Origin of the sequence: Algibacter luteus, from assembly GCF_900141715.1 — a bacterium.
Taxonomy (GTDB): Bacteria; Bacteroidota; Bacteroidia; order Flavobacteriales; family Flavobacteriaceae; genus Arenitalea; species Arenitalea lutea.
Genome location: NZ_FQYK01000002.1, coordinates 430,339 through 449,870, shown reverse-complemented (window position 1 = coordinate 449,870; position 19,532 = coordinate 430,339). Strand labels below are relative to the sequence as shown.

The 19,532-nt window shown below is 34.9% G+C and carries 25 protein-coding genes; 1 reads left to right on the top strand and 24 read right to left on the bottom strand.

Annotated elements, in window-relative coordinates; all coding sequences use genetic code 11:
• Positions 1-241: 241 nt before the first annotated feature.
• The 19 genes from BUA46_RS05550 to BUA46_RS05465 all read right to left on the bottom strand — a co-directional run bounded on the left by BUA46_RS05550 (position 242) and on the right by BUA46_RS05465 (position 14,552).
• Complete coding sequence (locus BUA46_RS05550; protein WP_019387311.1) at positions 242-1,546, bottom strand: cryptochrome/photolyase family protein; 1,305 nt, start codon at positions 1,544-1,546, stop codon at positions 242-244.
• Positions 1,546-2,010: an SRPBCC family protein gene (locus BUA46_RS05545; RefSeq protein ID WP_019387310.1), complete on the bottom strand. Its 465-nt coding sequence runs from the start codon at positions 2,008-2,010 to the stop codon at positions 1,546-1,548. The genes BUA46_RS05550 and BUA46_RS05545 overlap by 1 nt, the downstream gene beginning before the upstream one ends.
• A gap of 1 nt (position 2,011) precedes the next feature.
• Positions 2,012-2,473, bottom strand: a complete 462-nt coding sequence (locus tag BUA46_RS05540) for a TspO/MBR family protein (RefSeq protein WP_019387309.1) — start codon at positions 2,471-2,473, stop codon at positions 2,012-2,014.
• Complete coding sequence (locus tag BUA46_RS15035; RefSeq protein ID WP_019387308.1) at positions 2,460-2,636, bottom strand: Lacal_2735 family protein; 177 nt, start codon at positions 2,634-2,636, stop codon at positions 2,460-2,462. The genes BUA46_RS05540 and BUA46_RS15035 overlap by 14 nt, the downstream gene beginning before the upstream one ends.
• A 5-nt stretch (positions 2,637-2,641) precedes the next feature.
• Positions 2,642-3,181 (bottom strand): glutathione peroxidase, encoded by a 540-nt coding sequence (locus BUA46_RS05535; RefSeq protein WP_019387307.1) that lies wholly within the window; start codon positions 3,179-3,181, stop codon positions 2,642-2,644.
• Positions 3,182-3,183: 2 nt separating this feature from the next.
• Positions 3,184-3,867 carry an SDR family NAD(P)-dependent oxidoreductase gene (locus tag BUA46_RS05530; RefSeq protein ID WP_019387306.1) on the bottom strand — a complete coding sequence of 228 codons (684 nt, stop codon included), beginning with the start codon at positions 3,865-3,867 and terminating at the stop codon, positions 3,184-3,186.
• Positions 3,868-3,889: 22 nt separating this feature from the next.
• Positions 3,890-4,105 carry a hypothetical protein gene (locus BUA46_RS05525; protein WP_019387305.1) on the bottom strand — a complete coding sequence of 72 codons (216 nt, stop codon included), beginning with the start codon at positions 4,103-4,105 and terminating at the stop codon, positions 3,890-3,892.
• Between the two features lie 142 nt (positions 4,106-4,247).
• On the bottom strand, positions 4,248-4,472 hold the full coding sequence (locus BUA46_RS05520) for a hypothetical protein (protein ID WP_019387304.1): 225 nt from the start codon (positions 4,470-4,472) through the stop codon (positions 4,248-4,250).
• 4 nt (positions 4,473-4,476) lie between these two features.
• Positions 4,477-5,172 carry a GTP cyclohydrolase I FolE gene (gene folE / locus BUA46_RS05515; protein ID WP_019387303.1) on the bottom strand — a complete coding sequence of 232 codons (696 nt, stop codon included), beginning with the start codon at positions 5,170-5,172 and terminating at the stop codon, positions 4,477-4,479.
• Between the two features lie 52 nt (positions 5,173-5,224).
• Positions 5,225-5,497: a TIGR03643 family protein gene (locus BUA46_RS05510; protein ID WP_019387302.1), complete on the bottom strand. Its 273-nt coding sequence runs from the start codon at positions 5,495-5,497 to the stop codon at positions 5,225-5,227.
• Positions 5,494-5,922, bottom strand: coding sequence for a hypothetical protein (locus BUA46_RS05505; protein ID WP_019387301.1), 429 nt, complete (start codon positions 5,920-5,922; stop codon positions 5,494-5,496). Before BUA46_RS05505 ends, BUA46_RS05510 begins: the two co-directional genes overlap by 4 nt.
• A 132-nt stretch (positions 5,923-6,054) precedes the next feature.
• Positions 6,055-7,527: a cryptochrome/deoxyribodipyrimidine photo-lyase family protein gene (locus tag BUA46_RS05500; protein ID WP_019387300.1), complete on the bottom strand. Its 1,473-nt coding sequence runs from the start codon at positions 7,525-7,527 to the stop codon at positions 6,055-6,057.
• Positions 7,517-9,049 (bottom strand): cryptochrome/photolyase family protein, encoded by a 1,533-nt coding sequence (locus BUA46_RS05495; protein ID WP_019387299.1) that lies wholly within the window; start codon positions 9,047-9,049, stop codon positions 7,517-7,519. The genes BUA46_RS05500 and BUA46_RS05495 overlap by 11 nt, the downstream gene beginning before the upstream one ends.
• Positions 9,050-10,360 (bottom strand): DASH family cryptochrome, encoded by a 1,311-nt coding sequence (locus BUA46_RS05490; RefSeq protein WP_019387298.1) that lies wholly within the window; start codon positions 10,358-10,360, stop codon positions 9,050-9,052. It lies immediately after the preceding gene.
• The gene (locus BUA46_RS05485) at positions 10,336-10,479 is read right to left on the bottom strand and encodes a DUF2256 domain-containing protein (RefSeq protein WP_072794733.1); all 144 of its coding nucleotides are present in this window, start codon (positions 10,477-10,479) and stop codon (positions 10,336-10,338) included. The genes BUA46_RS05490 and BUA46_RS05485 overlap by 25 nt, the downstream gene beginning before the upstream one ends.
• Positions 10,466-11,896, bottom strand: coding sequence for an SDR family oxidoreductase (locus BUA46_RS05480; RefSeq protein ID WP_019387297.1), 1,431 nt, complete (start codon positions 11,894-11,896; stop codon positions 10,466-10,468). Before BUA46_RS05480 ends, BUA46_RS05485 begins: the two co-directional genes overlap by 14 nt.
• A gap of 50 nt (positions 11,897-11,946) precedes the next feature.
• Positions 11,947-12,579, bottom strand: a complete 633-nt coding sequence (locus BUA46_RS05475) for a flavin reductase family protein (RefSeq protein ID WP_019387296.1) — start codon at positions 12,577-12,579, stop codon at positions 11,947-11,949.
• Positions 12,576-13,889 (bottom strand): ABC1 kinase family protein, encoded by a 1,314-nt coding sequence (locus BUA46_RS05470; protein WP_019387295.1) that lies wholly within the window; start codon positions 13,887-13,889, stop codon positions 12,576-12,578. Before BUA46_RS05470 ends, BUA46_RS05475 begins: the two co-directional genes overlap by 4 nt.
• Before the next feature lie 6 nt (positions 13,890-13,895).
• Positions 13,896-14,552 (bottom strand): TetR family transcriptional regulator C-terminal domain-containing protein, encoded by a 657-nt coding sequence (locus BUA46_RS05465; RefSeq protein ID WP_019387294.1) that lies wholly within the window; start codon positions 14,550-14,552, stop codon positions 13,896-13,898.
• Between the two features lie 312 nt (positions 14,553-14,864).
• On the opposite strand from BUA46_RS05465, the gene BUA46_RS05460 reads away from it, so the two are divergent.
• Positions 14,865-15,719, top strand: a complete 855-nt coding sequence (locus BUA46_RS05460) for a DUF2911 domain-containing protein (protein WP_019387293.1) — start codon at positions 14,865-14,867, stop codon at positions 15,717-15,719.
• A gap of 52 nt (positions 15,720-15,771) precedes the next feature.
• On the opposite strand, the gene BUA46_RS15090 is transcribed toward BUA46_RS05460, so the two are convergent.
• The 5 genes from BUA46_RS15090 to BUA46_RS05440 all read right to left on the bottom strand — a co-directional run bounded on the left by BUA46_RS15090 (position 15,772) and on the right by BUA46_RS05440 (position 19,446).
• Entirely contained in the window at positions 15,772-15,909 is a 138-nt protein-coding gene (locus BUA46_RS15090; protein ID WP_019387292.1) for a hypothetical protein, read from the bottom strand.
• Between the two features lie 83 nt (positions 15,910-15,992).
• Positions 15,993-16,193 carry a helix-turn-helix transcriptional regulator gene (locus BUA46_RS05455; protein WP_019387291.1) on the bottom strand — a complete coding sequence of 67 codons (201 nt, stop codon included), beginning with the start codon at positions 16,191-16,193 and terminating at the stop codon, positions 15,993-15,995.
• Positions 16,183-16,656 (bottom strand): hypothetical protein, encoded by a 474-nt coding sequence (locus BUA46_RS05450; protein WP_019387290.1) that lies wholly within the window; start codon positions 16,654-16,656, stop codon positions 16,183-16,185. Before BUA46_RS05450 ends, BUA46_RS05455 begins: the two co-directional genes overlap by 11 nt.
• A gap of 110 nt (positions 16,657-16,766) precedes the next feature.
• On the bottom strand, positions 16,767-17,741 hold the full coding sequence (locus BUA46_RS05445) for a Gfo/Idh/MocA family protein (protein ID WP_019387289.1): 975 nt from the start codon (positions 17,739-17,741) through the stop codon (positions 16,767-16,769).
• A complete protein-coding gene (locus BUA46_RS05440; protein ID WP_019387288.1) occupies positions 17,734-19,446 on the bottom strand; it encodes a sodium:solute symporter family protein in 1,713 nt (570 codons plus the stop codon). The genes BUA46_RS05445 and BUA46_RS05440 overlap by 8 nt, the downstream gene beginning before the upstream one ends.
• Positions 19,447-19,532: the final 86 nt, after the last annotated feature.

Below are 19,532 nucleotides of genomic sequence, written 5' to 3'. Positions count from 1 at the left end.
AGGTACCAAAATTATAAGCAACGTATTCTTAATAAAATGTTATGTTTTTTAAGCTTCAATTATTTGGGCGCCTGCCTGCCGGCAGGCAGGTTACCACAAGGGTCGCGCTTTACATTTATAGTTTTGCCTCGATGCTTGCCTCGGCAAGAGCTAACCATTACAATCGCTAACGCAAGTGTTTACATTGGTAAGGGGAATTGGGGTAGGTATTGGATGTTTTTACAAGGGCTGTTTATAAAATTTAATTTAAAGCCGCCTTATAGGTTTCTAAACAACGTTCTCTAGCAAATTTATGATCTACAATGGGTTCAGGATAAGTCAATTCTTGAAAATCAGGAGCCCATTGTTTTATGTATTCTAATTTCTTATCAAATTTGTCAATCTGCGTGGTCGGATTAAAAATTCTAAAATAGGGTGCAGCATCAACACCGCTACCAGCAACCCACTGCCAATTACCAACATTACTGGCCATTTCATAATCGTGTAGTTTTTCCGCAAAATAAGCCTCTCCCCAGCGCCAATCAATAAGTAAATGCTTGCACAAAAAGCTTCCCACTAACATGCGAACACGGTTATGCATGAATCCTGTGGCATTGAGTTGTCGCATACCAGCATCCACTAACGGATAACCTGTTTTACCTTCACACCACGCTTTAAATTCAGTTTCGTTGTTCCGCCATTCAATACGATCGTATTTAGCTTTAAAGCTTTCGTTTTGTGTGTGTGGAAAATGCCAAAGAATACTCATAAAAAATTCGCGCCAAATAAGCTCTTGCCAAAATATTTCATTGTCTTCAGCAATGGCTTTTTCAACCATTTTTCTAACACTCACTGTACCAAAACGCAAATGCGGTCCTAATCTAGACGTTGCATCTTTAGCTGGAAAATTCCGTGTGGCTTCGTAGTTTTTTATTAAGCTTGGAGTAACCGTATAGGGTGTTATTCGTTGATCAGACGTTTTAAAACCAATATCCGATAAGCTTAAATTTGGTAAATCGGTCTTCGATATTAAGTTGTCCAGTATGTTTTCCGAAGGGAATAGTTTAAAATCGAGATTTCTAAAGGTTTGTTTCCAAAGTTTCATGTAAGGTGTGTAAACCACATAAGGCTTCCCGTCACTTTTTACAATCTCATCTTTTTCAAAAATAACTTGGTCTTTAAATGTTTTAAAAGCAATAGCGTTGTCTTTTAATAATGATGCGATTGCTTTATCTCTCGTTTTGGCATAAGGCTCGTAGTCATGGTTGGTGTAAACTTCTTGAATGTTATATTCCTTAATCAGTTTTTTATAAACTTCAATAGGTTTCCCTTGGTAAATGGCAATGCTGCTATTGTGCTCTTTCTGCAGCAAATTGCTCATATTTTGTAATGTTTCATGTATAAACGAAACACGAGCATCATCCTCGGGTAATTTTTCTAAAATCTCAGAATCAAAAATGAAAATGGGTAAAACAGGATGTTCAGATTGTAAGGCTTTATATAATCCTACATTATCTTCTAATCTTAAATCTCTTCTAAACCAAAATATGTTTATAGGTTTGCTCATTATTTATATTTACCAAATAGTTCTTCTAATTTTGTGGTTCTGTAATTAAAAATTTCTTCAAGTTTAGGTTTCACTAGAATAGGATGAACCAATTGCCCAAGCCAACCAAATGGTACTTTGTAGTCAATAATATCTTCCATTTCAACACCACCATCAATAGCTTTTATAAAATGCTTGTGATGCCATAACGCGTAGGGTCCAAAACGCTGTTCGTCTACAAAATAATGTTTGTCTACACTATGCGTAATTTCGGTAACCCATTTGGTTTTTATGCCTAAAACCGGTGTTACAATATACTGAATTATTTGACCAGCAAACATAGGACGGTCTGCACCAGATAAAATATGAAATCCCATATAATCTGGTGTAATGGTTTTTAAATTCTTAGGGTCGGAAAGAAAATCCCAAGCCTTCTCAATACTAATGGGTAAATTCTGCTTTTTATGTAGTCTGTAAATTTTCATTCTAATTATTTAGTAAAATGTAGCCATTTAAAGAGGAAGCAATGCATAACCAAATTAAATAGGGTAGGATTAAGAGGGTTAACAAACCCATTTTTTGAATATATTTTATGGCAAATACGGCCACCACAAAGGTTAATAATAATATGACCGTGAAGCCTAAACCAACAAGGTGCTGATTAAAAAAGATATAATTCCAAACAATGTTAAGTACAAATTGTATGGCAAATAAAACTAGAACATTACTCTTGGGTAACCTTTTATAGAGGTTGGCCATATAAATTGAAAAACAAAACATAATGGTAGTCCATGCCATACCAAAAACCCAACCTGGAGGTGTCCAAGGGGCTTGATTAAGATTTAAATACCAATCTGTTTGTGGGCCATTATCCATAAGCCAACTGCCTATGGCTAGGGCTCCAAAATTGAGTATTAGAAATACAGCGATGTATTTAAGAAGTTTCATGTTTTAACGAACTGATTTGTTGAGCGATTAATTGAGCTTCAGCGTATTTTTGGTCGCTAGCAGCTCTGTTTATCGATGATAACTTATGCCATTCAGCCATAAGTTTTTTAAATTTTGCTTCTAATTTTTCTTTTTTTGATTTCTTTTTAAATAATGAGAACATAGCAATTATTTTATGTGATTTGTGATTTTTGAACTCAATGGGTTTGTCGTTGAAAAATAATAATCAACGAAGTTTCCTGAAGGGTCTATTAAGTATTTTTGAAAGTTCCATTTGACTTTCGAATTTTTTATACCGTTGTTTTCTTTGGTTGTAAGCCAATAATATAAAGGATGTTGGTCTTTGCCTTTAACGTCAATCTTCTCAGTGATTAAAAAAGTTACACCATAATTTAATTCGCAAAATGATGATATGTCTTCTGCATTACCTGGTTCTTGCCCACCAAATTGATTACAAGGCACGCCAATAATTTGTAATTTATCTTGGTAAGTTTCATGTAATTCTTGAAGCGCTTTGTACTGTGGTGTAAAACCGCATTTAGAGGCTACATTGACAAAAAGTATATGCTTACCCTTAAATTTCGATAAGTCGATAGGTTCGCCATTTAAGGCATTTATTTTGATGCTATATAGACTATCTATTTCCATACTTTTTTGTGGTTTCGAATTTGATGATAATGTTGCGAGAAAAGCTTTTAGAGGGTTCATACTTATATTTTAAAACTTACAATGCCACAATCCATTTCGAATATTTGACCGGATATTGAAGATGAGCCATCAGATAGTAAAAACACAGCCATATCTGCCACTTCTTCTGGAGAAAGGAACTTTTTGAGTGGATGACGTTCTGTTATGTTTTCAATCATTTTCTCGTTTCTCAACAATTTCGATGCAAGATCGGTATCTGTTACGGTTGGCGCTATGGCATTAATGCGTAAAGTCGGCGCTAATTCTGCTCCTAATGATTTTACTAGACCTTCAACGCCAGATTTTGCAACTGCTATGCTGGCATGATAGGGCATACCTAATTTGGCCGCCACCGTACTAAAAAGAACCACAGATGGGTGCTCTCCGTTTTTAAGAATCGGGAGGTATTTCTGTATCACTTTAACCGCACCAAGTACATTAATTTCAAAATCATTTTTAAAATCGTCTATACTTAAGCGAGCAATAGGTTTTAGGTTAATACTACCTGGGCAGTATACTAAACCATCTGCTGATTCAATTTCGGGTAAATCGTTCTGTATAATATCGCAACTGTAGTGTGTTAAATTTTGATGCGATATTTCGGGAGTACTTCTGCTAATGTTTATAACATTGCTATGAGCTAAAAGCTTTTCTACTAAAGCTTTTCCAATGCCCTTACTTCCACCAACTACTATTATTGTTTTCATAGGTTTCAGGGCATAGTTTATGTTATGGCCTGCCCTTTAGCCTTTTTTCAATTTTTTGCTTAATGACTGTTAAGCGCTTCATCAAGTCCATTATTTCAGGATCTTTGTCTTTTTTGTATATTGTGTTTAAGCTTAATATTAAATCTTTAACTTCTCTAGACGATTCGATGCGCTCACTTGTTGTTTTGAAAGTGTGCTTGCGTTTTTCGAACTCTAAAGCTTTTTCAATAATCTCCATAATTTGTTTTTAATCTTACTAAAATTGTGCGATTTGTGCACGAATTTGGCAATATAGTAAATTATGCGAGATTAACTATTTTTCTATAGATTTATTAGGAAATTTTTAATATTTCTTTAAAAGAATAGTCTGTTTTTAATAGTTAAGCAGTTAGAGGCGCACCTTTTAATCGCTTTTCTACCTTTCTTTTTATTACGGTTAAACGTTTCATGATATCCATGATTTTTTCGTCTTTTTTAACCTTGTAAATTTGGTTTAAATCCAAAATTAAGGCTTTGGCTTCTCTAGAGATTTTTACACGGTCGCTAGTAGATAAAGATCTCATTTTTCTTTTTTCAAATTCTAATGCTTTGTTTATTAAATCCATAATTTTAAGTGTTTATATAGTTCTGTAATTCTGTTATTTTTTCCGAAGTATTAAATTGCCCGCCATAATAAGCCGTAACGGTTGAGGACGTGTCGTCTTTTATACCTCTAGATGATACACATAAATGTTTCGCATCGATTATTACTGCAACATTATCGGTTTCTAAAATAGATTTTAACTCGTTTGCAATCTGGTTAGTTAAGCGCTCTTGCACCTGCGGTCGTTTGGCATAGTACTGAACAATTCTATTTAGTTTTGAAAGCCCAATAACTTTTCCAGATGATATGTAAGCCACATGCGCTTTCCCTATTATGGGTACAAAATGATGCTCGCAGTTTGAATAAAACGTAATATTTTTTTCAATCAACATCTGGTTGTATTGGTACTTGTTGTCAAACAAAGCAACCTTTGGTTTATTGGCAGGGTTTAGTCCAGAGAAAATCTCATCAATATACATTTTAGCGACACGCTCGGGTGTTCCTTGTAATGAATCATCATTCAAATCTAAACCCATAACATCCATAATTTCTTCAAACAGAATTGCAATACGCGCTTTCTTTTCAGAATCCGAAAGTTTGAAAGCATCTGGTTTCATTGGTGTTTCTAAACCTGTAAATAAATGATCGTTTCCAATGTCTTCCAAAGTGAAACCATTCAATTTATTACCGTTTTTTTTAGTGATTAATTTTTCTATTTCCATAGCTTCTTTTTTATGTGCTGTCTTGAGGTTTTAATTCAATCAAAGCACGTTATTAACGTTTTGAAATATTGTTGTGCGTAATTTGCTTTTGTCTGCTGCATTTAAATCGTCCTTTTTCAAAAACTCTCAATTTTTCATGTTTGGTTTTTCTTCCTTGTACTCGCTTTCGCCAAAGCCTGAAACTACTTGGTTTCATTTCTTTTCTCATGAGCTCAATAACTTGTTGCTCATCGAGTTTAAATTGATATTTAATGGCTTCAAATGTGGTTCGGTCTTCCCAGGCCATTTCAATTATTCTATCAATTTCATTGATCGTTAAATTCATACGCCTAAAAAATTATATTTTTCATCGTACCTAATCTTTTCATCAAGCATTTTTCTGAAAAATGATTTGTTCTCTCTAAACGTTTTGTTATTTTTAAAGTGAATGTATCTTCCTTGAGCATGAATACTTGCGCCGTTTGTTTTATAGATCACCAATTGATAGTATGGAATAGCCCAAGTATAGTTTTGTAATCCTTTATTAATGTAAATGAGAACCCCGTTTTTACGCAACTCGATGTTGGCGTAATTAATATCTGAAACAAGATTCATATATAACTGTAAATTCGGACTCACATCTTCAATGATCATACGTTTTGACCCAACACCTTTCATTTTAAACGCTTCTAAAAATGAAAAAGGCACACCTACCAAATCGCTTAGTAACTGCTTGTGTTCTTTATTAAAATGTGTTGTGTTTAGTATCATTTTGTAATCTTATTACTCAAATTTACAAAATGTTTAACTTTTTACGAAATAAATTAAACAAAAATTATCATAGCACTATTGATTTTTTCTATTATTTAGATTAAATAATTGAAAATGAGGAGATTGAAATTCTTAAAACCTATTTTTTACAATATGTTTTTTAAGAATTCTTTGGCTTTCTGCTTTTACTTTCTTGTTTTTTCGAAGATTCCAAAGAATGTCACCTGCTTTTTTACGACTAGATTCTAACGCTACAATAGGATACGGATAATCTTCGCCTAGTTTAAAATTGAATAACTGTTCTTCTAAAGGCGTCATTAAATAAGGCTGATGTGCTAAAGGCGTATCTAAAAGTTTTAGTTCTGGAACCCATTTTTTAATAAATGTAGCACTCGGATCGTGTTCTAAACTATTCTTTACGGGGTTGTAAATACGAAGCATATTAATTCCCGTTTCACCGGCTTGCATTTGTAATTGCGGAAAATGAATACCCGGTTCGAAATCAAGAAACATTTGTGATAAATGGGTGGTGGCTTCTTGCCAAGGTTGCCACAGATTGTGCGTTAAGAAGGATACCACTAAAGCTCGCATTCTAAAATTTAAATATCCTGTTTCGTTTAAACATCGCATGCAAGCATCAATGAGCGGATATCCAGTTTGACCTGTTTTCCAAGCCTCTAAATACTCTTGTGAAATACTTTTTTTAAGTTTATGAAACCCTTTATTGATACTGGCTTCTTCCATGGTATGTTCCATTTCAAATTTTTGTATAAAATGGGCTTGCCATCGTAAACGAGACATAAATGCTTCTATTGCTTTTTTATGTTTTGCCGTTTTTTTTAGATGATATGCTTGTTGATAGACTTCTCTTATTGATAAGTTGCCCCAAGCTATATAAGGCGAAATTCTACTGCAACTCTTTCTAGCTAATTCTGGTTTTGAAATATGAAGCATATAATTAGGGTAGCGTGTTTCAAAGAAGGAATTTAAGTATTTCAAACCCATGCTTCGTCCACCTTTTTGGAATGCTGTAGTTTGAGGTGTATTTAAATTAGGGATTTTAAAATTTGCCTCAAGCATTTCAATGTCGCTAATACTCAATAATTGATTGGGTTTTGGTTGAAAAGGTAAAGCGTCAATTTCGAAAAATGCATTGCACAGCGCCGTCCATTGCTCCCGATTTTTTAATCCGCGCTGTACACCATTATTTATGTTTTCTATCCAATCAATTAGGTTGTTTTTACAGAATCGTTTAAAGTTTTTATCGCGATTGTAGGTAACCAAAAGTCCTGTTTCTTGATGTGAAAAGATTTTGTTTATTTGATATTTTGTAAGTAATTGATTGAATACCGCGATTATATCAGATTGAACAATCAATACTTTTGAATCAAAAGGTTTCAGTTCGTTATTTAAATCTACCAATGATTCTTTTATAAAATTCCAATGACGCTCGCTGTAATGTGAGTCATTAATAAGTAAAGGCTCAAAACTATATAAAAACAACACCTTTTTACCAGTAACTAGAGCATTAAAAATAGCCTCATTATCGTGCAAGCGCAAATCGCGTTTCAACCATACAACATGTATTTGTGGCTTAATATTCATCTTGATGATTTATAATATGTTGAGCTCTTTTTTTGATTTCGTCTACATCTTGCGTTTTCATTTTATCTAAAACGCTGTACATCATTTTCATCCTAAAATTATCTTGTAATTGTGGTCTTTTAGAATCAAGAAAATGCCAGTATAGGCTATTGAATGGGCAGGCATCTTCTCCAATTTTTTTATTTTTATTGTAGTGGCAACTGTCACAGTAATTACTCATTTTGTTAATGTATGAAGCGGAAGATACATAGGGTTTTGTTGCTATTTTGCCACCATCAGCAAATTGACTCATGCCTCGCGTATTGGGGAGTTGCACCCATTCTACAGCATCTACATAAATCCCCAAGTACCAATGGTCCACTTCATCTGGGTGTGTTTCTGTTAATAGCGCATAATTTCCAGTAATCATTAAGCGTTGAATGTGATGTGCATACCCGTTTTCTAATGAATTATCAATAGCCTGCTTCAAGCAATTCATCTTGGTGTTTCCTGTCCAGAAAAAGTCAGGTAACTTATTTTGATTTTTCAGTTGGTTTTGATTCTTAAACTCTGGCATTAAAGCCCAATACATACCGCGCATGTATTCGCGCCATCCAATAACTTGCCTAATAAAACCTTCAACCTGAGAAATGTCGATATCCTCACCATGTTTACGATAGTAATTCAAAACACTCTGCACGACATCCTTAGCAGAAATAAGTTTTAAATTCATCGCAAAAGATAATCGGGAATGGAAGAGATATGTTTCATCTGTATGCATCGCATCTTGATAATCTCCAAAATGAATTAATAACTGTTCGCAAAAATATTTTAGTTGCTCTAAAGCTTGTGCTCTCGAAATAGGATAGGAGAAGGTTTTGGTATCAAATTCACCTATGGTTTTTATTTTAGATTTTTCAATATCAGAAACAATATCATCAACCTTGTTTTTAAATAATTTATAAGCAGGTATTTCAACATCTCCTTTCCATTTATTTCTATTGCTTTTATCGAAATTCCATTTACCACCTTCAGGTTGGCCTGCATGCATTAATATATCATGTTTTTTACGCATATCTCGATAAAAATTTTCCATGAGATACTGTTTCTTTCCTTTAAAGAAAGTTTGCAAATCGTAACGCTTTGTATAAAAATGTTCGGTAGAAAAAACGCTAGATTTTATGCTGAGCGAATTACAGTACTCCGCTAATTGCTGGTCTAATCGATATTCGTCGGGTTCCAGATATTCAAAGGTTTCAATGTTGTTTTTTTCTATTAATTGTGAAAGGTTATCCGTTAAATTTTGGGTGTTTTTTGAACCGTTAATTTTATAATAAACAACTTCGTGCCCTTTGCTTTTTAAATCTTCTGAAAACTGACGCATTGCTGCGAAAAACCCAATAACTTTTTGAATGTGATGCGTAACATAATCTGTTTCCTGACGCATTTCAAACATACAATACAAAACACTATCGTTAGTTTCATTAAACCACGAGTGTTTCATGTTGAGTTGATCACCAAGTATGAGTCTAAGTATTTTCATTTAGAAAAGGGTTTCTTGTAACCATAAATTTTGAAATTTCCCATTTGGGTCGTATCGTTCCGCTTGTAATTGCACATTAAATTTTCTATCTCTTAGATCGTTGCCTACACCCGATACATACATCCAGTTGCCATAGTTGCTATGCACATCATAATCTATGAGCATTGATTCAAAATAGGCTGCACCAATTCTCCAGTCTAACATCAATTCTTTCGAAAAATATGAAGCGACATTCTGTCGACCTCTATTACTCATCCATCCTGTTTTTTTAAGCTCTAGCATATTCGCATTAACGAAAGGTGAGGCTGTTGTTCCATTTATCCACTGCTCGACCAGAGTTTGGTTGGTATTCCAGGCGTAATTTTTTTCAAGAATACCTCCAATTTTAAAAATGGCATTACCGTGTTTTAATGAGATGTATTTAAAATAATCGCGCCAAATTAATTCGAAAATGAGCCAATAGGTCGATTCGTTTTTGACGCGTTCTTTTTCAAATCTTTTAACTTCCCAATAAATTGTTCTAGGTGAAAGACTGCCGTTTGCTAGCCACGGTGAAAATTTCGAACTAAAATCTGTCCCTATTAATCCGTTTCTTGTTTTCTTGTAAAAGCCCAATTTTTTAGTTTCAAAAAAATAGTTGTCTAGTCTTTTTAAAGCAGCGGTTTCTCCACCTTGAAATGGAAACGCGGTGTTCGCATGTGTTTCAAATTCGTCAAAACCCAAATTACTAAGCGATGGGATTTCCGTCTGGTTATTAATTTCTAATGCTTGTTGAATTGAAAGCTCGGTTAAAGAAGGTCTTACTCGACTTTCTTTTTCTACTTTTTTTCTGAAGTTGGTAAAGACTTGAGGAATCTCTGGTATTTCTAAGTTAATATCGTCTGGATGAAACAAAAACTGATTGTAAATCGTATGCCATGTCACGCTTTCAGGAAGTGAAGATTTTACATTATTAATTATTTTACGTTCTTCACTGGTCCATTCGTTTTGAAGATAAATGTTCTGTATTTGATAATCTGAAACTAGATTAGGTATGATTTTTTCAGGTTGAGCGTGGTGTACAAAAAGCTCAATATTTAAAGACTTAAGTTGCTGTTTTAAATCAATAATGGTTTCAATAAGGAATTTAGCTCTGTATTTTTCTGTTTTTCTGAATCCGAATGGGTCTTTCTCGAAAAGCTGAGGTTCAAAACAAAATAAGCCTATAGTTTTATCGTTTTCTGAAATAGCTTTATTTAATACGGCATTGTCATGAACGCGTAAATCGTTTTTAAACCAAACTAATCCTATGTTGTTTTGTTCCGTCTGCATCGTTCACTGCAATATTTTACATTAATCCAATTCTTTTCCCATTTTTTTCGCCAGCTGAATGGCTTTTCACAAACAACACATATTTTTTGTGGTAGGTTGTTTTTTTTATGATTGGACATCAACTAATTTATTAATCATGCCATTAAAAATTAATCCGTGAAAAGGCAACACAGTATACCAATAAAGCCTTCCCCAAAGTCCCCGAGGTCTAAAAGTTGCGGTTTGTTTTAGTAAATTATCTTCAATTTTAAATTCTAACCACGCCTCACCAGGCAATCGCATTTCAGCATATAGTAGTAGTTTCTGTTGGTCTTTATCAGCAAAAATAACACGCCAAAAGTCTAGAGCATCACCTGCATCAAGTTCTGTAAGGCTTGTGCGCCCGCGTCTTAATCCAATACCACCAACAAGTTTATCGATATAACCCCGAATACGCCATAAAAAAGTACCATAATACCATCCAGTTGTACCACCAATGGCCCAAATTTTATCGATAGTTTTTTGCGCATCTGTAATTGGTCGTTCTTTATAATCTGTAAAGCATCCGTACTTGGGGACATTAACGTATTTATGCAATTGCTTTCCCAACCTGCCGCTACTTACCATAGAATCTTTCCAACTTGAAATGATGCTATTTTGCTCTATTTTTTCAAAAGCTAAGGCAACAGCTTCTTTGTAAGTTAAAGGGTTAACGTCTAATAATGTATTAATATCGCTGGCTTTTCCAATAATTTGAACTCCCATACTGTCTACCAAAGAAGTTGCTAATTTGTATGACGTTGAGGTTACAAAATACAACCAGTAAGATGACAATTTTGGGGTCATAACTGGCACCGTAAGAATGTATCTCTTTAAGCCTCTGACTTGAGCAAATTGTAACAGCATTTGTTTGTAGGTTAACACTTCCGGACCAAAAACATCGTAAGATTTATTGTAAACCGCTTCGTTACCTGCAGCTCTGGTTAAAAATGCTAATACATCGCGAACCGCTAATGGTTGCGTTTTGGTATTTAACCATTTAGGCGCAATCATTACTGGGAGTTTTTCAACAAGATCTCTTATGATTTCAAATGATGAACTACCAGAGCCCACTATAATTCCAGCTTTAAAAATGGTTAAGGCATAGTTTGAAGATTCTAACAGCTCTTCAACGTTTTTTCTAGATTGTAAATGTTTTGAAAGCTTATCTTCATTGGTAATACCGCTTAAATAAATAACCTGCTTAACATCTGTAAATTCCAGAGCTTCTTTAAAATTAACGGCGCATCGCTCTTCTAAAGATTTAAAATCTTTGGAGGTGTTAGACATAGAATGTATAAGATAATAAGCTATATCTATATCTTTCGGGATGTTGTGTAGTGTTTCAGGTTTTAAAAAATCGACTTCAACAACATCAATGAGTTCTTCTTCAAAATAACTTTTTTCAGCTCGTAACTTGTCTCTAACGGCACAAACCACTTGATGCCCTTCATTAACTAAAAAGGGAACAATGCGTTTACCAATATATCCTGTTGCACCAGTTACAAGTATTTTCATGCCTTAGTTTAATACGCATTGCACGAATTATTACTAATTCGAAGATTAATTTAGAAACTAACTTTTAGTTCTTTTGGGCGTTGGTAGCCATAGCGTGTTTTGGTTTCTGGAATCACGTATCCGTCTAAACCGTTTATCGCGGCTACTTTGGCTTTTGTTAAGTTAACGAAACCATCGTCCTCCACCAAATCGCCATTAATATATAAACCCACAATTTTACCAATAACTAGAATGGTATTGTTGGCTTTAATGTTATACTCTTCAACAAATTGCATTGCTAATTGAATAGGTGCTTCTTTTACAAAAGGCGCCAAAAACTCAGATTTATATTCTGATTTTAATTGAGTCGCATCAAATTCAGAGATTGAAGCATCATATTTCGCAGAGGTATGATGTGCTTCTTCTGTTATGTTTTGATGAATATGATTTATGGTATAAAATCCTGTGGATATTAAATTTTCATAGGTGTTTCTAATGACTGTTGTTGGCCTTAAAAAGAAACCAAGCATAGCAGGACTTGAGCCTATATGCGTCACCGAACTAAAAACTGCTACATTTTCAATACCATCAACAGATTTTGTTCCGATAAGGTTGGCCGATTTGTATCCAGAACAACTATTTATTAAGTTGATTTTGTAGATATGCTCTAAATTCTCTATGTCGGATTCACTAAAATAAGTCATGATAATTTCAGATAATTATTGATTTGAATATCTTGAGCTTTTAAATCGAACATGAGGTTATAAAGTCCAAAAAATGTACGATTAATGTAAATGAAGTGTTTCGAACCTCGATTACCATTCATCTTTTTTAAATCGGTACTTTTTGAATAACGTTCACCTAATTCGGCAATTTTACCAAAGAATTCGCCATCAGAAAAATCGAAAGTATCTTGATGAAAAGGCTGTGTGAACAAACTCAACATATCGTGAAACATGTCTGTAAAAAATTCTAACTCTTCTTTGCTATCGTCGTTTCTTAGAATTTCAAGTTCGTACAATTTATCAATAAAATACGCTTTGTTATTAATGTTTTCTTTTTTGGCTAGTTCAAAATAGGGTGTATAAAATGCCATAGGTATGGTTTTCATACACCCAAAGTCTAGTGCTATTAATTCTCCTTTTTCAGAAACTAAGAAATTCCCCGGATGCGGATCTGCATGTACTTTTTTCAGATTATGAATCTGGTACATGTAAAAATCCCAAAGGGCTTGTCCTAATTTATTGGCTTTTTCTTGATTTTGATTGTATGCGGTAAACTCAGAGAGGTGCTCACCAACCATATAATCCATGGTAATGATGCGTTCTGAGGATAAATTTTCGTAATAGTTTGGAAACGATAAATTAGAAATGTGCGAACATGCTTTGGCAATTTCCTTACTTTGTTCAATCTCTAAAATATAGTTGGTTTCTTCAACCAGTTTGTTTTCAACTTCCTTAAAGTATTTATTAGAATCTTTTCCTTTAATATTAAACATACTCATAGCAACAGGTTTAACCATAGCTAAATCTGAAGCAATACTTTCCGCAACTCCTGGGTATTGGATTTTCACAGCAAGTTTTTTCCCATTCTTTTCTGCTAAGTGCACCTGACCGATGCTGGCAGCGTTTACAGAAGTTGCGTTGAAAGTATCGAATATATCATTTGGATGTTTTCCAAAATATTTTTTAAATGTTTTGATTACTAATGGTGGCGATAATGGTGGAACCGAAAATTGTGCTAACGAGAATTTTTCCACATAAGCCTGAGGCAATATGCTTTTTTCCATGCTTAGCATTTGTGCCACTTTAAGCGCGCTTCCTTTGAGTTGTTTTAGCCCATCGTAAATATCGGTAGCATTATTTTTGTTTAAACGTGCTTTGGCATCTTCTTCGGTACTTACAATCTTGTCGCCGTAATATTTCAAGTAATTTACGCCAACTTTAGCACCCGTAGACACCAATTTGCTGGCACGTTGTATTTTTGAAGTAGGTATTCTATCTATAGTTTTCATAAGGTCTTAGTTCATTTGAAATTTTTCTTTAAACAGAAATTTTCCTAAATCTAACACGCTTTTTAAAGGTGCAATATCTAGCACATCAAAAGTGGTGTTGACTGATTTTTCGATAAAAATATCGGTCTTCTCGAAAGATGCCGAAGTATCATCAAGCCAAAATTTCATGGTGAGCAACAATTGTAACCACGCCGATTCTTTAAGGGCTTTATCTTGTATTTTTTCTATTTGTTCTTGCTTAATCTCTAACATTTGAATGCCCAAAGCACCAATGTATGCGGTAAAGTGTTGCTTTAAACCAGATAGCATTTTTAACCCTTTTAAGTCGCTTTTGTATTTGTCTAAAACGTGTGTTACATAACTGCGGTTGGCAGTCAGGTTTTCAAAGAAGGTGTAATAGAAACTTAATAGTTTGTTTCTAGCATCAAAAATGTTGTAATCCTCATTATTGTCAAGTGCTTCTAAAGAGTTTACAAAAAAGGCTTCGAAAATTCCTTTCTCTATAGCTTCGAACGATGCAAAATGTTCGTAGAATTTAGCCTCGTCAAAATTATTAGCTTTTGCGAAGGCGTAAACGCTTTTCGGATTTTGGTCGTGCTCTAACACATAACCCATATAATTGGTAATGATATCGTTTTTTGAAACTGTTTTTTTCTTTGCCATAACTTCTAAATTTGATGTAAAGATATAAAATGTTTAACAAATAATGAAAAAAGTTAAACAAAATATTTGATAGCATGATAAGATAATCCTATAGTTGCCTAAAACTACGGGATTGCATTAGGGATTGTAGTGGTAGCTTTTGGCGAGGCGTGCATCGAGCCAAAACTTTAACGAAAAGCCCGACCCTTGGGGAATGCCCAAATAATTATTCTGTAATGTATTAAGTTGTTTTTTAAGCTTTTGTTAACACTAACCGATTTAATATTGATTAATTTTATGATGTTTAAAACTTAATTATTAATAACTACTAACATGAAAAAAATACTCTTATTATTTATGGCGTGTGCAACATTGTACACCGTTAACGCACAAGTGCAAACACCTGCACCAAGCCCATTTTCTAAATTAGAACAAAAGGTGGGATTAACCGATGTTACTATAGAATACTCCAGACCAGGCGTGAAAGATCGTGTTATTTTTGGAGATTTAGTACCGTTTGACAAGCCATGGCGAACCGGAGCAAATGCAAGAACCAAAATTACGTTTAGTACCGATGCGACTTTTGACGGACAAACGTTAAAAGCAGGATCTTACTCGATTTTTACGGTTCCAAGTGCAGAATCTTGGAATATCATTTTCTATAACGATGGAAAAGATTCTGGAACTCCAGAAGAATTCAACCCGGATTACGTAGCTGCAAAAACGACTGCAAAAACGTATCCTATACCATTTAATGTAGAAACGTTTACTATTGATATTAATAACATTACCAACACTGGTGGTAGACTGGAGTTTATTTGGGAAAAAACTTGGGTTGGAGTTGATTTTACGGTGCCAACAGATGCCGCGGTTATGGCAAGTATTAAAGCCGTTATGAGTAGCGATTCGCCTAAAGCACAAGATTATTTTGATTCGGCCGTTTACTATCTCGAGGCAAACCACGACATTAATAAAGCCGTTACTTGGATTGATAAAGCTGTGGACATGACAAAAGATAAACCTAAATTCTGGTTCATTCATCAACAAGCCTTAATTCATGCCAAAGCTGGCAATACTAAAGATGCTATTGCTGCGGCTAAAGCGTCGTTAGAGCTAGCCAAAGAAGCCAAGTACGAAGCCTTCATTAAAAAGAACGAAGATGTTTTAAAAGAGTGGGGAGCTATGTAGATTAGATCTTTAGACTGGTTAGATTTTTAGACTAGTTAGATTGTTAGACTAGTTAGAATTCTAGACTTTTTAGATCTTCAGATTTATAGATATTTAAAAAAGCGTAATCCAATTTTGGGTTACGCTTTTTGTTTTTGGGCGCCTGCCTGCCGGCAGGCAAGCTACCACAAGGGTCACGCTTTTCGTTCATAGTTTTGGCTCGATGCACGCCTCCTCAAAAGCTAACCACTGCAATCGTTAGCGCGGGTATCCGCTAATGTATGTGCTTTACGTTTAGTCCGAGTCCTCCAGAAAGAAAATGTCCTCAACAGGAACCTTAAAAAGCTTAGCAATTTTTAGCGAAAGCACCGTAGAAGGCACATATTTATTTTTCTCCATGGCATTTATGGTTTGCCTGCTCACACCAATTTTTTCGGCTAAATCGGCTTGCGTCATGTCATGAATGGCCCGCTGTACTTTTATACTATTCTTCATGACTATTCGATTTTAGTTTAAGAAAATTAAAACGAAGGATAAAGAATACCAAAGGCGTAAACATATTGTAAACCAAAACATGAAAAAATGTTAAGTCGTAAATAAAAAGTATTGTAAAAATTAATACCGCGTAGTTGAAAATAATGGCCCAAACTAAAGAATCTTTACGCAGCTTATAAATAAACTCATCTTCAATTTTTTCTTTTGAAAATCCTACTATAAGTCCGCCAAGAATTATGGCTATTGAGGCTATTTCGTTTGATACGCCCGTTTCTATTATGTTAGCAATGTTACCGTTGTAGGGTTCTAAAATACCTTCGTAAAATAAGGCCAATACCTTCATGCGCAGCGGTTCGTGGTCGTATCCTGAAGCGGCAATAATCAAACCGTAAATAATGCCCAGAATGAATAAAACCCATCCAAAGATTTTATACTTGTGTGGTAATAAATAATTTGTTTTCATGTGTTCGTTTTTTAAATGATTAAAATGATTGATGTAACAAAAGTAAAACAAACTTTACATTTAGACAAATAAAAATGACTTAAAGTCGTAAAAACTACACTTTTAGTTGGCTAATATTCTAAATTGATGAGGTTTCTAACCTGGTCTAAAGTCTTGATAAGTTGTCGGCTAAACTCAATAGTCATCACATCGCTTTCGGTTTTTCGTTCTTGTAAGAGTTTAGTAAAATGTATGGCTTCGTAGTTGTAGCCAATAGTCTTGTAATTAAAATCTATAGTTTCAGCTGTACCTGTTTTCGGAATTAACGTTACCGTCGTGGGCATATGAAACATCGTATTTATTTTAATGGTACCACGTTCGCAATAAAATATGGCTTCCGTTGCGGTGTCTTCAATCAAGGTACTTTTTAAATTGGCTTTTACGTCTTTACCATAATCAAAAACCATATGGCAAGACGAGTCTGCACCATTTTCAAAATAAGTCGCTTCGGCTTCAATAGTATTTGGTTTCCCTAAAGTGGAAAGCGCCGCAAAAATAGGGTAGATGCCAATGTCTAATAAACTTCCGCCACCTAATGCTTTATTAAATAGTCGGGAGGTATCATCAAACGGTCGGTTAAAACCAAAATCGGCTTCTAGTTTTAAAACCTTTCCGTAAGTTTCACTCTTGAGTGCTTTTAAAACATACTGGTAATGTGGTAAAAAGTAGGTCCAAAGTGCTTCCATAAGCAGCACGTTTTTTTCTTTGGCTTTTGCAATCATTTTTTCCACTTCATCGGCATTCATCGCAAAAGGTTTTTCGCATAAAACGGCAATACCATGCTCTAAACATAGTATGGTGTTTTCATGGTGTAATGCGTGTGGTGTTGCAATATAAACGGCATCAATATTCGGGTCTTTGGCTAAGGCTTCGTAAGTGTCGTAAGCTTTTGGAGCCTTGTATTTGTTTGCAAACGTATCAGCCTTTTCTTGATTTCTTGAGGCTACGGCGTACAGTTTAGCGCCTTCAACGGTTAGTAAATCGGTTGCGAATTTGTGGGCGATATTACCTAATCCTATAATGCCCCAATGTATGGTTTTAGCCATGTGCTGTTTTGTTGTTTGGTGTTACTATTTGTAATAAACAGGCAATTGCAATAACGATCATACAGCCTACAAAATTCAACCATAAAAATGGCAGATTTATGTATTCGTATTCGTTTAAAAAATACAGTACAATCACGAATACTTGCGTTATTAAAGCGGCGATAAAAACCGCATTACCTTTTACAAATTTAAAAAAGAAAGCCAATAGAAAAATACCTAAAACATTCCCGTAAAAAATAGACCCAATAATGTTGACTAACTGTATTAAGTTTTCAGCAAGATTCGCCACACAAGCAACGCCAATGGCAATAATGCCCCATAAAAAGGTAAACCAACGAGAAGCTGCAACCATTTCGGATTCGGTTTTTTCGCTGGTATTTCGTTTGTATAAATCCATGGCTGTTGTAGAGCCTAAAGCGTTTAATTCGCTGGCGGTACTCGACATGGCAGCACTTAAAATAACCGCGAGCAATAAGCCTATTAATCCGCGTGGGAGATTATTCAAAATAAAATGAATAAACACATAGTCTTTATCGTTGCTTTCTACTTTTAGGTCTTGTTTTTCTGAAGCTTTATCAATGAGGGTTCTGGCTTCTTGTCTGATGTCTTCATTGGCGGCATTAGCTGCTGCAATAAATTTGGCAACCTCTGGATTATTGGAACTGGTGTAAGCTTCAATTATTTTTTGCTTGTCTCTAAAAATTTGTTGTTGCTCGTTTTGTAAGACTTTGTATTCTTCAGCAAACTCCGAATTTAAAACCAATTCCGTTGCTGTAGGATTAAAATTCACAGGCGCTTCATTAAACTGATAAAACACAAAAACCATAACCCCAACCAATAGAATAAAGAATTGCATCGGCACTTTTAAAAGTCCGTTGAAAATTAAACCCAATTGCATTTCTTTAACCGATTTCCCTGATAAGTAACGTTGCACCTGACTTTGGTCTGTCCCGAAATAAGACAACATTAAAAAGGTTCCGCCAATAATGCCACTCCAAAAGGTGTAGCGGTTATTTAAGCTAAACGAAAAATCTAAAACTTCCATTTTACCACTGGCACCAGCAATTTCTAAAGCTTTCGTAAACGTAATATCTTGAGGTAGTTTATCAACAATTAAAAAGAAGGCGATAAGCATCCCAATAAAAATCACAACCATTTGATGCTTTTGAGTCACGTTTACAGCTCTGGTTCCACCAGAAACGGTATAAATAATCACTAAAAGCCCAATGGCGATATTTAATGTGAGTAAATCCCAACCTAATACCACAGATAAAATGATGGCGGGCGCAAAAATGGTAATGCCTGCCGCTAATCCGCGTTGGATTAAAAACAGAATAGCCGCTAGGGTTCTGGTTTTTAAATCGAAACGGTTTTCCAGAAACTCGTAGGCGGTATAAACTTTGAGGCGATGATACAAGGGAATAAACACCATGCAAATAACGATCATGGCAATTGGTAATCCGAAATAAAATTGCACAAAGCCCATACCATCGTTAAAGGCTTGCCCAGGAGTTGAAAGAAAGGTGATGGCGCTGGCTTGTGTTGCCATAACCGATAAACCTATTGTCCACCATTTTGAGGTGTTTCCGCCTCTTAAATAATCTTTTACATTTTGGCTACCTCGGGTTTGCCACGTGCCATAAGCCACAATAGCAATTAAAGTTGCACCAAGAACCGACCAGTCAATCCAACTTAAAGTTTGCATGTTTTAAAAGGATTTGGTGATGAGGTAAAACACAATAAAATAAATGGCGTTGGCAATAAGCACAATAGAGTAGAGCCTATGCCATT

What these genes read in the sequence shown, in the direction of transcription:
- BUA46_RS05485 (WP_072794733.1), bottom strand. Translation starts at nt 10,479, where the DNA reads ATGTCCAATCATAAAAAAAACAACCTACCACAAAAAATATGTGTTGTT.
- BUA46_RS05500 (WP_019387300.1), bottom strand. Translation starts at nt 7,527, where the DNA reads ATGAATATTAAGCCACAAATACATGTTGTATGGTTGAAACGCGATTTG.
- BUA46_RS05525 (WP_019387305.1), bottom strand. Translation starts at nt 4,105, where the DNA reads ATGGAGATTATTGAAAAAGCTTTAGAGTTCGAAAAACGCAAGCACACT.
- BUA46_RS05440 (WP_019387288.1), bottom strand. Translation starts at nt 19,446, where the DNA reads ATGCAAACTTTAAGTTGGATTGACTGGTCGGTTCTTGGTGCAACTTTA.
- BUA46_RS05545 (WP_019387310.1), bottom strand. Translation starts at nt 2,010, where the DNA reads ATGAAAATTTACAGACTACATAAAAAGCAGAATTTACCCATTAGTATT.
- BUA46_RS05505 (WP_019387301.1), bottom strand. Translation starts at nt 5,922, where the DNA reads ATGATACTAAACACAACACATTTTAATAAAGAACACAAGCAGTTACTA.
- BUA46_RS05520 (WP_019387304.1), bottom strand. Translation starts at nt 4,472, where the DNA reads ATGGATTTAATAAACAAAGCATTAGAATTTGAAAAAAGAAAAATGAGA.
- BUA46_RS05510 (WP_019387302.1), bottom strand. Translation starts at nt 5,497, where the DNA reads ATGAATTTAACGATCAATGAAATTGATAGAATAATTGAAATGGCCTGG.
- BUA46_RS05540 (WP_019387309.1), bottom strand. Translation starts at nt 2,473, where the DNA reads ATGAAACTTCTTAAATACATCGCTGTATTTCTAATACTCAATTTTGGA.
- BUA46_RS15090 (WP_019387292.1), bottom strand. Translation starts at nt 15,909, where the DNA reads ATGAACGAAAAGCGTGACCCTTGTGGTAGCTTGCCTGCCGGCAGGCAG.
- BUA46_RS05535 (WP_019387307.1), bottom strand. Translation starts at nt 3,181, where the DNA reads ATGAACCCTCTAAAAGCTTTTCTCGCAACATTATCATCAAATTCGAAA.
- BUA46_RS05480 (WP_019387297.1), bottom strand. Translation starts at nt 11,896, where the DNA reads ATGAAAATACTTGTAACTGGTGCAACAGGATATATTGGTAAACGCATT.
- BUA46_RS05465 (WP_019387294.1), bottom strand. Translation starts at nt 14,552, where the DNA reads ATGGCAAAGAAAAAAACAGTTTCAAAAAACGATATCATTACCAATTAT.
- BUA46_RS15035 (WP_019387308.1), bottom strand. Translation starts at nt 2,636, where the DNA reads ATGTTCTCATTATTTAAAAAGAAATCAAAAAAAGAAAAATTAGAAGCA.
- BUA46_RS05530 (WP_019387306.1), bottom strand. Translation starts at nt 3,867, where the DNA reads ATGAAAACAATAATAGTAGTTGGTGGAAGTAAGGGCATTGGAAAAGCT.
- BUA46_RS05495 (WP_019387299.1), bottom strand. Translation starts at nt 9,049, where the DNA reads ATGAAAATACTTAGACTCATACTTGGTGATCAACTCAACATGAAACAC.
- BUA46_RS05450 (WP_019387290.1), bottom strand. Translation starts at nt 16,656, where the DNA reads ATGAAAACAAATTATTTATTACCACACAAGTATAAAATCTTTGGATGG.
- BUA46_RS05470 (WP_019387295.1), bottom strand. Translation starts at nt 13,889, where the DNA reads ATGAAAACTATAGATAGAATACCTACTTCAAAAATACAACGTGCCAGC.
- BUA46_RS05550 (WP_019387311.1), bottom strand. Translation starts at nt 1,546, where the DNA reads ATGAGCAAACCTATAAACATATTTTGGTTTAGAAGAGATTTAAGATTA.
- BUA46_RS05460 (WP_019387293.1), top strand. Translation starts at nt 14,865, where the DNA reads ATGAAAAAAATACTCTTATTATTTATGGCGTGTGCAACATTGTACACC.
- BUA46_RS05445 (WP_019387289.1), bottom strand. Translation starts at nt 17,741, where the DNA reads ATGGCTAAAACCATACATTGGGGCATTATAGGATTAGGTAATATCGCC.
- BUA46_RS05455 (WP_019387291.1), bottom strand. Translation starts at nt 16,193, where the DNA reads ATGAAGAATAGTATAAAAGTACAGCGGGCCATTCATGACATGACGCAA.
- BUA46_RS05475 (WP_019387296.1), bottom strand. Translation starts at nt 12,579, where the DNA reads ATGACTTATTTTAGTGAATCCGACATAGAGAATTTAGAGCATATCTAC.
- folE (WP_019387303.1), bottom strand. Translation starts at nt 5,172, where the DNA reads ATGGAAATAGAAAAATTAATCACTAAAAAAAACGGTAATAAATTGAAT.
- BUA46_RS05490 (WP_019387298.1), bottom strand. Translation starts at nt 10,360, where the DNA reads ATGCAGACGGAACAAAACAACATAGGATTAGTTTGGTTTAAAAACGAT.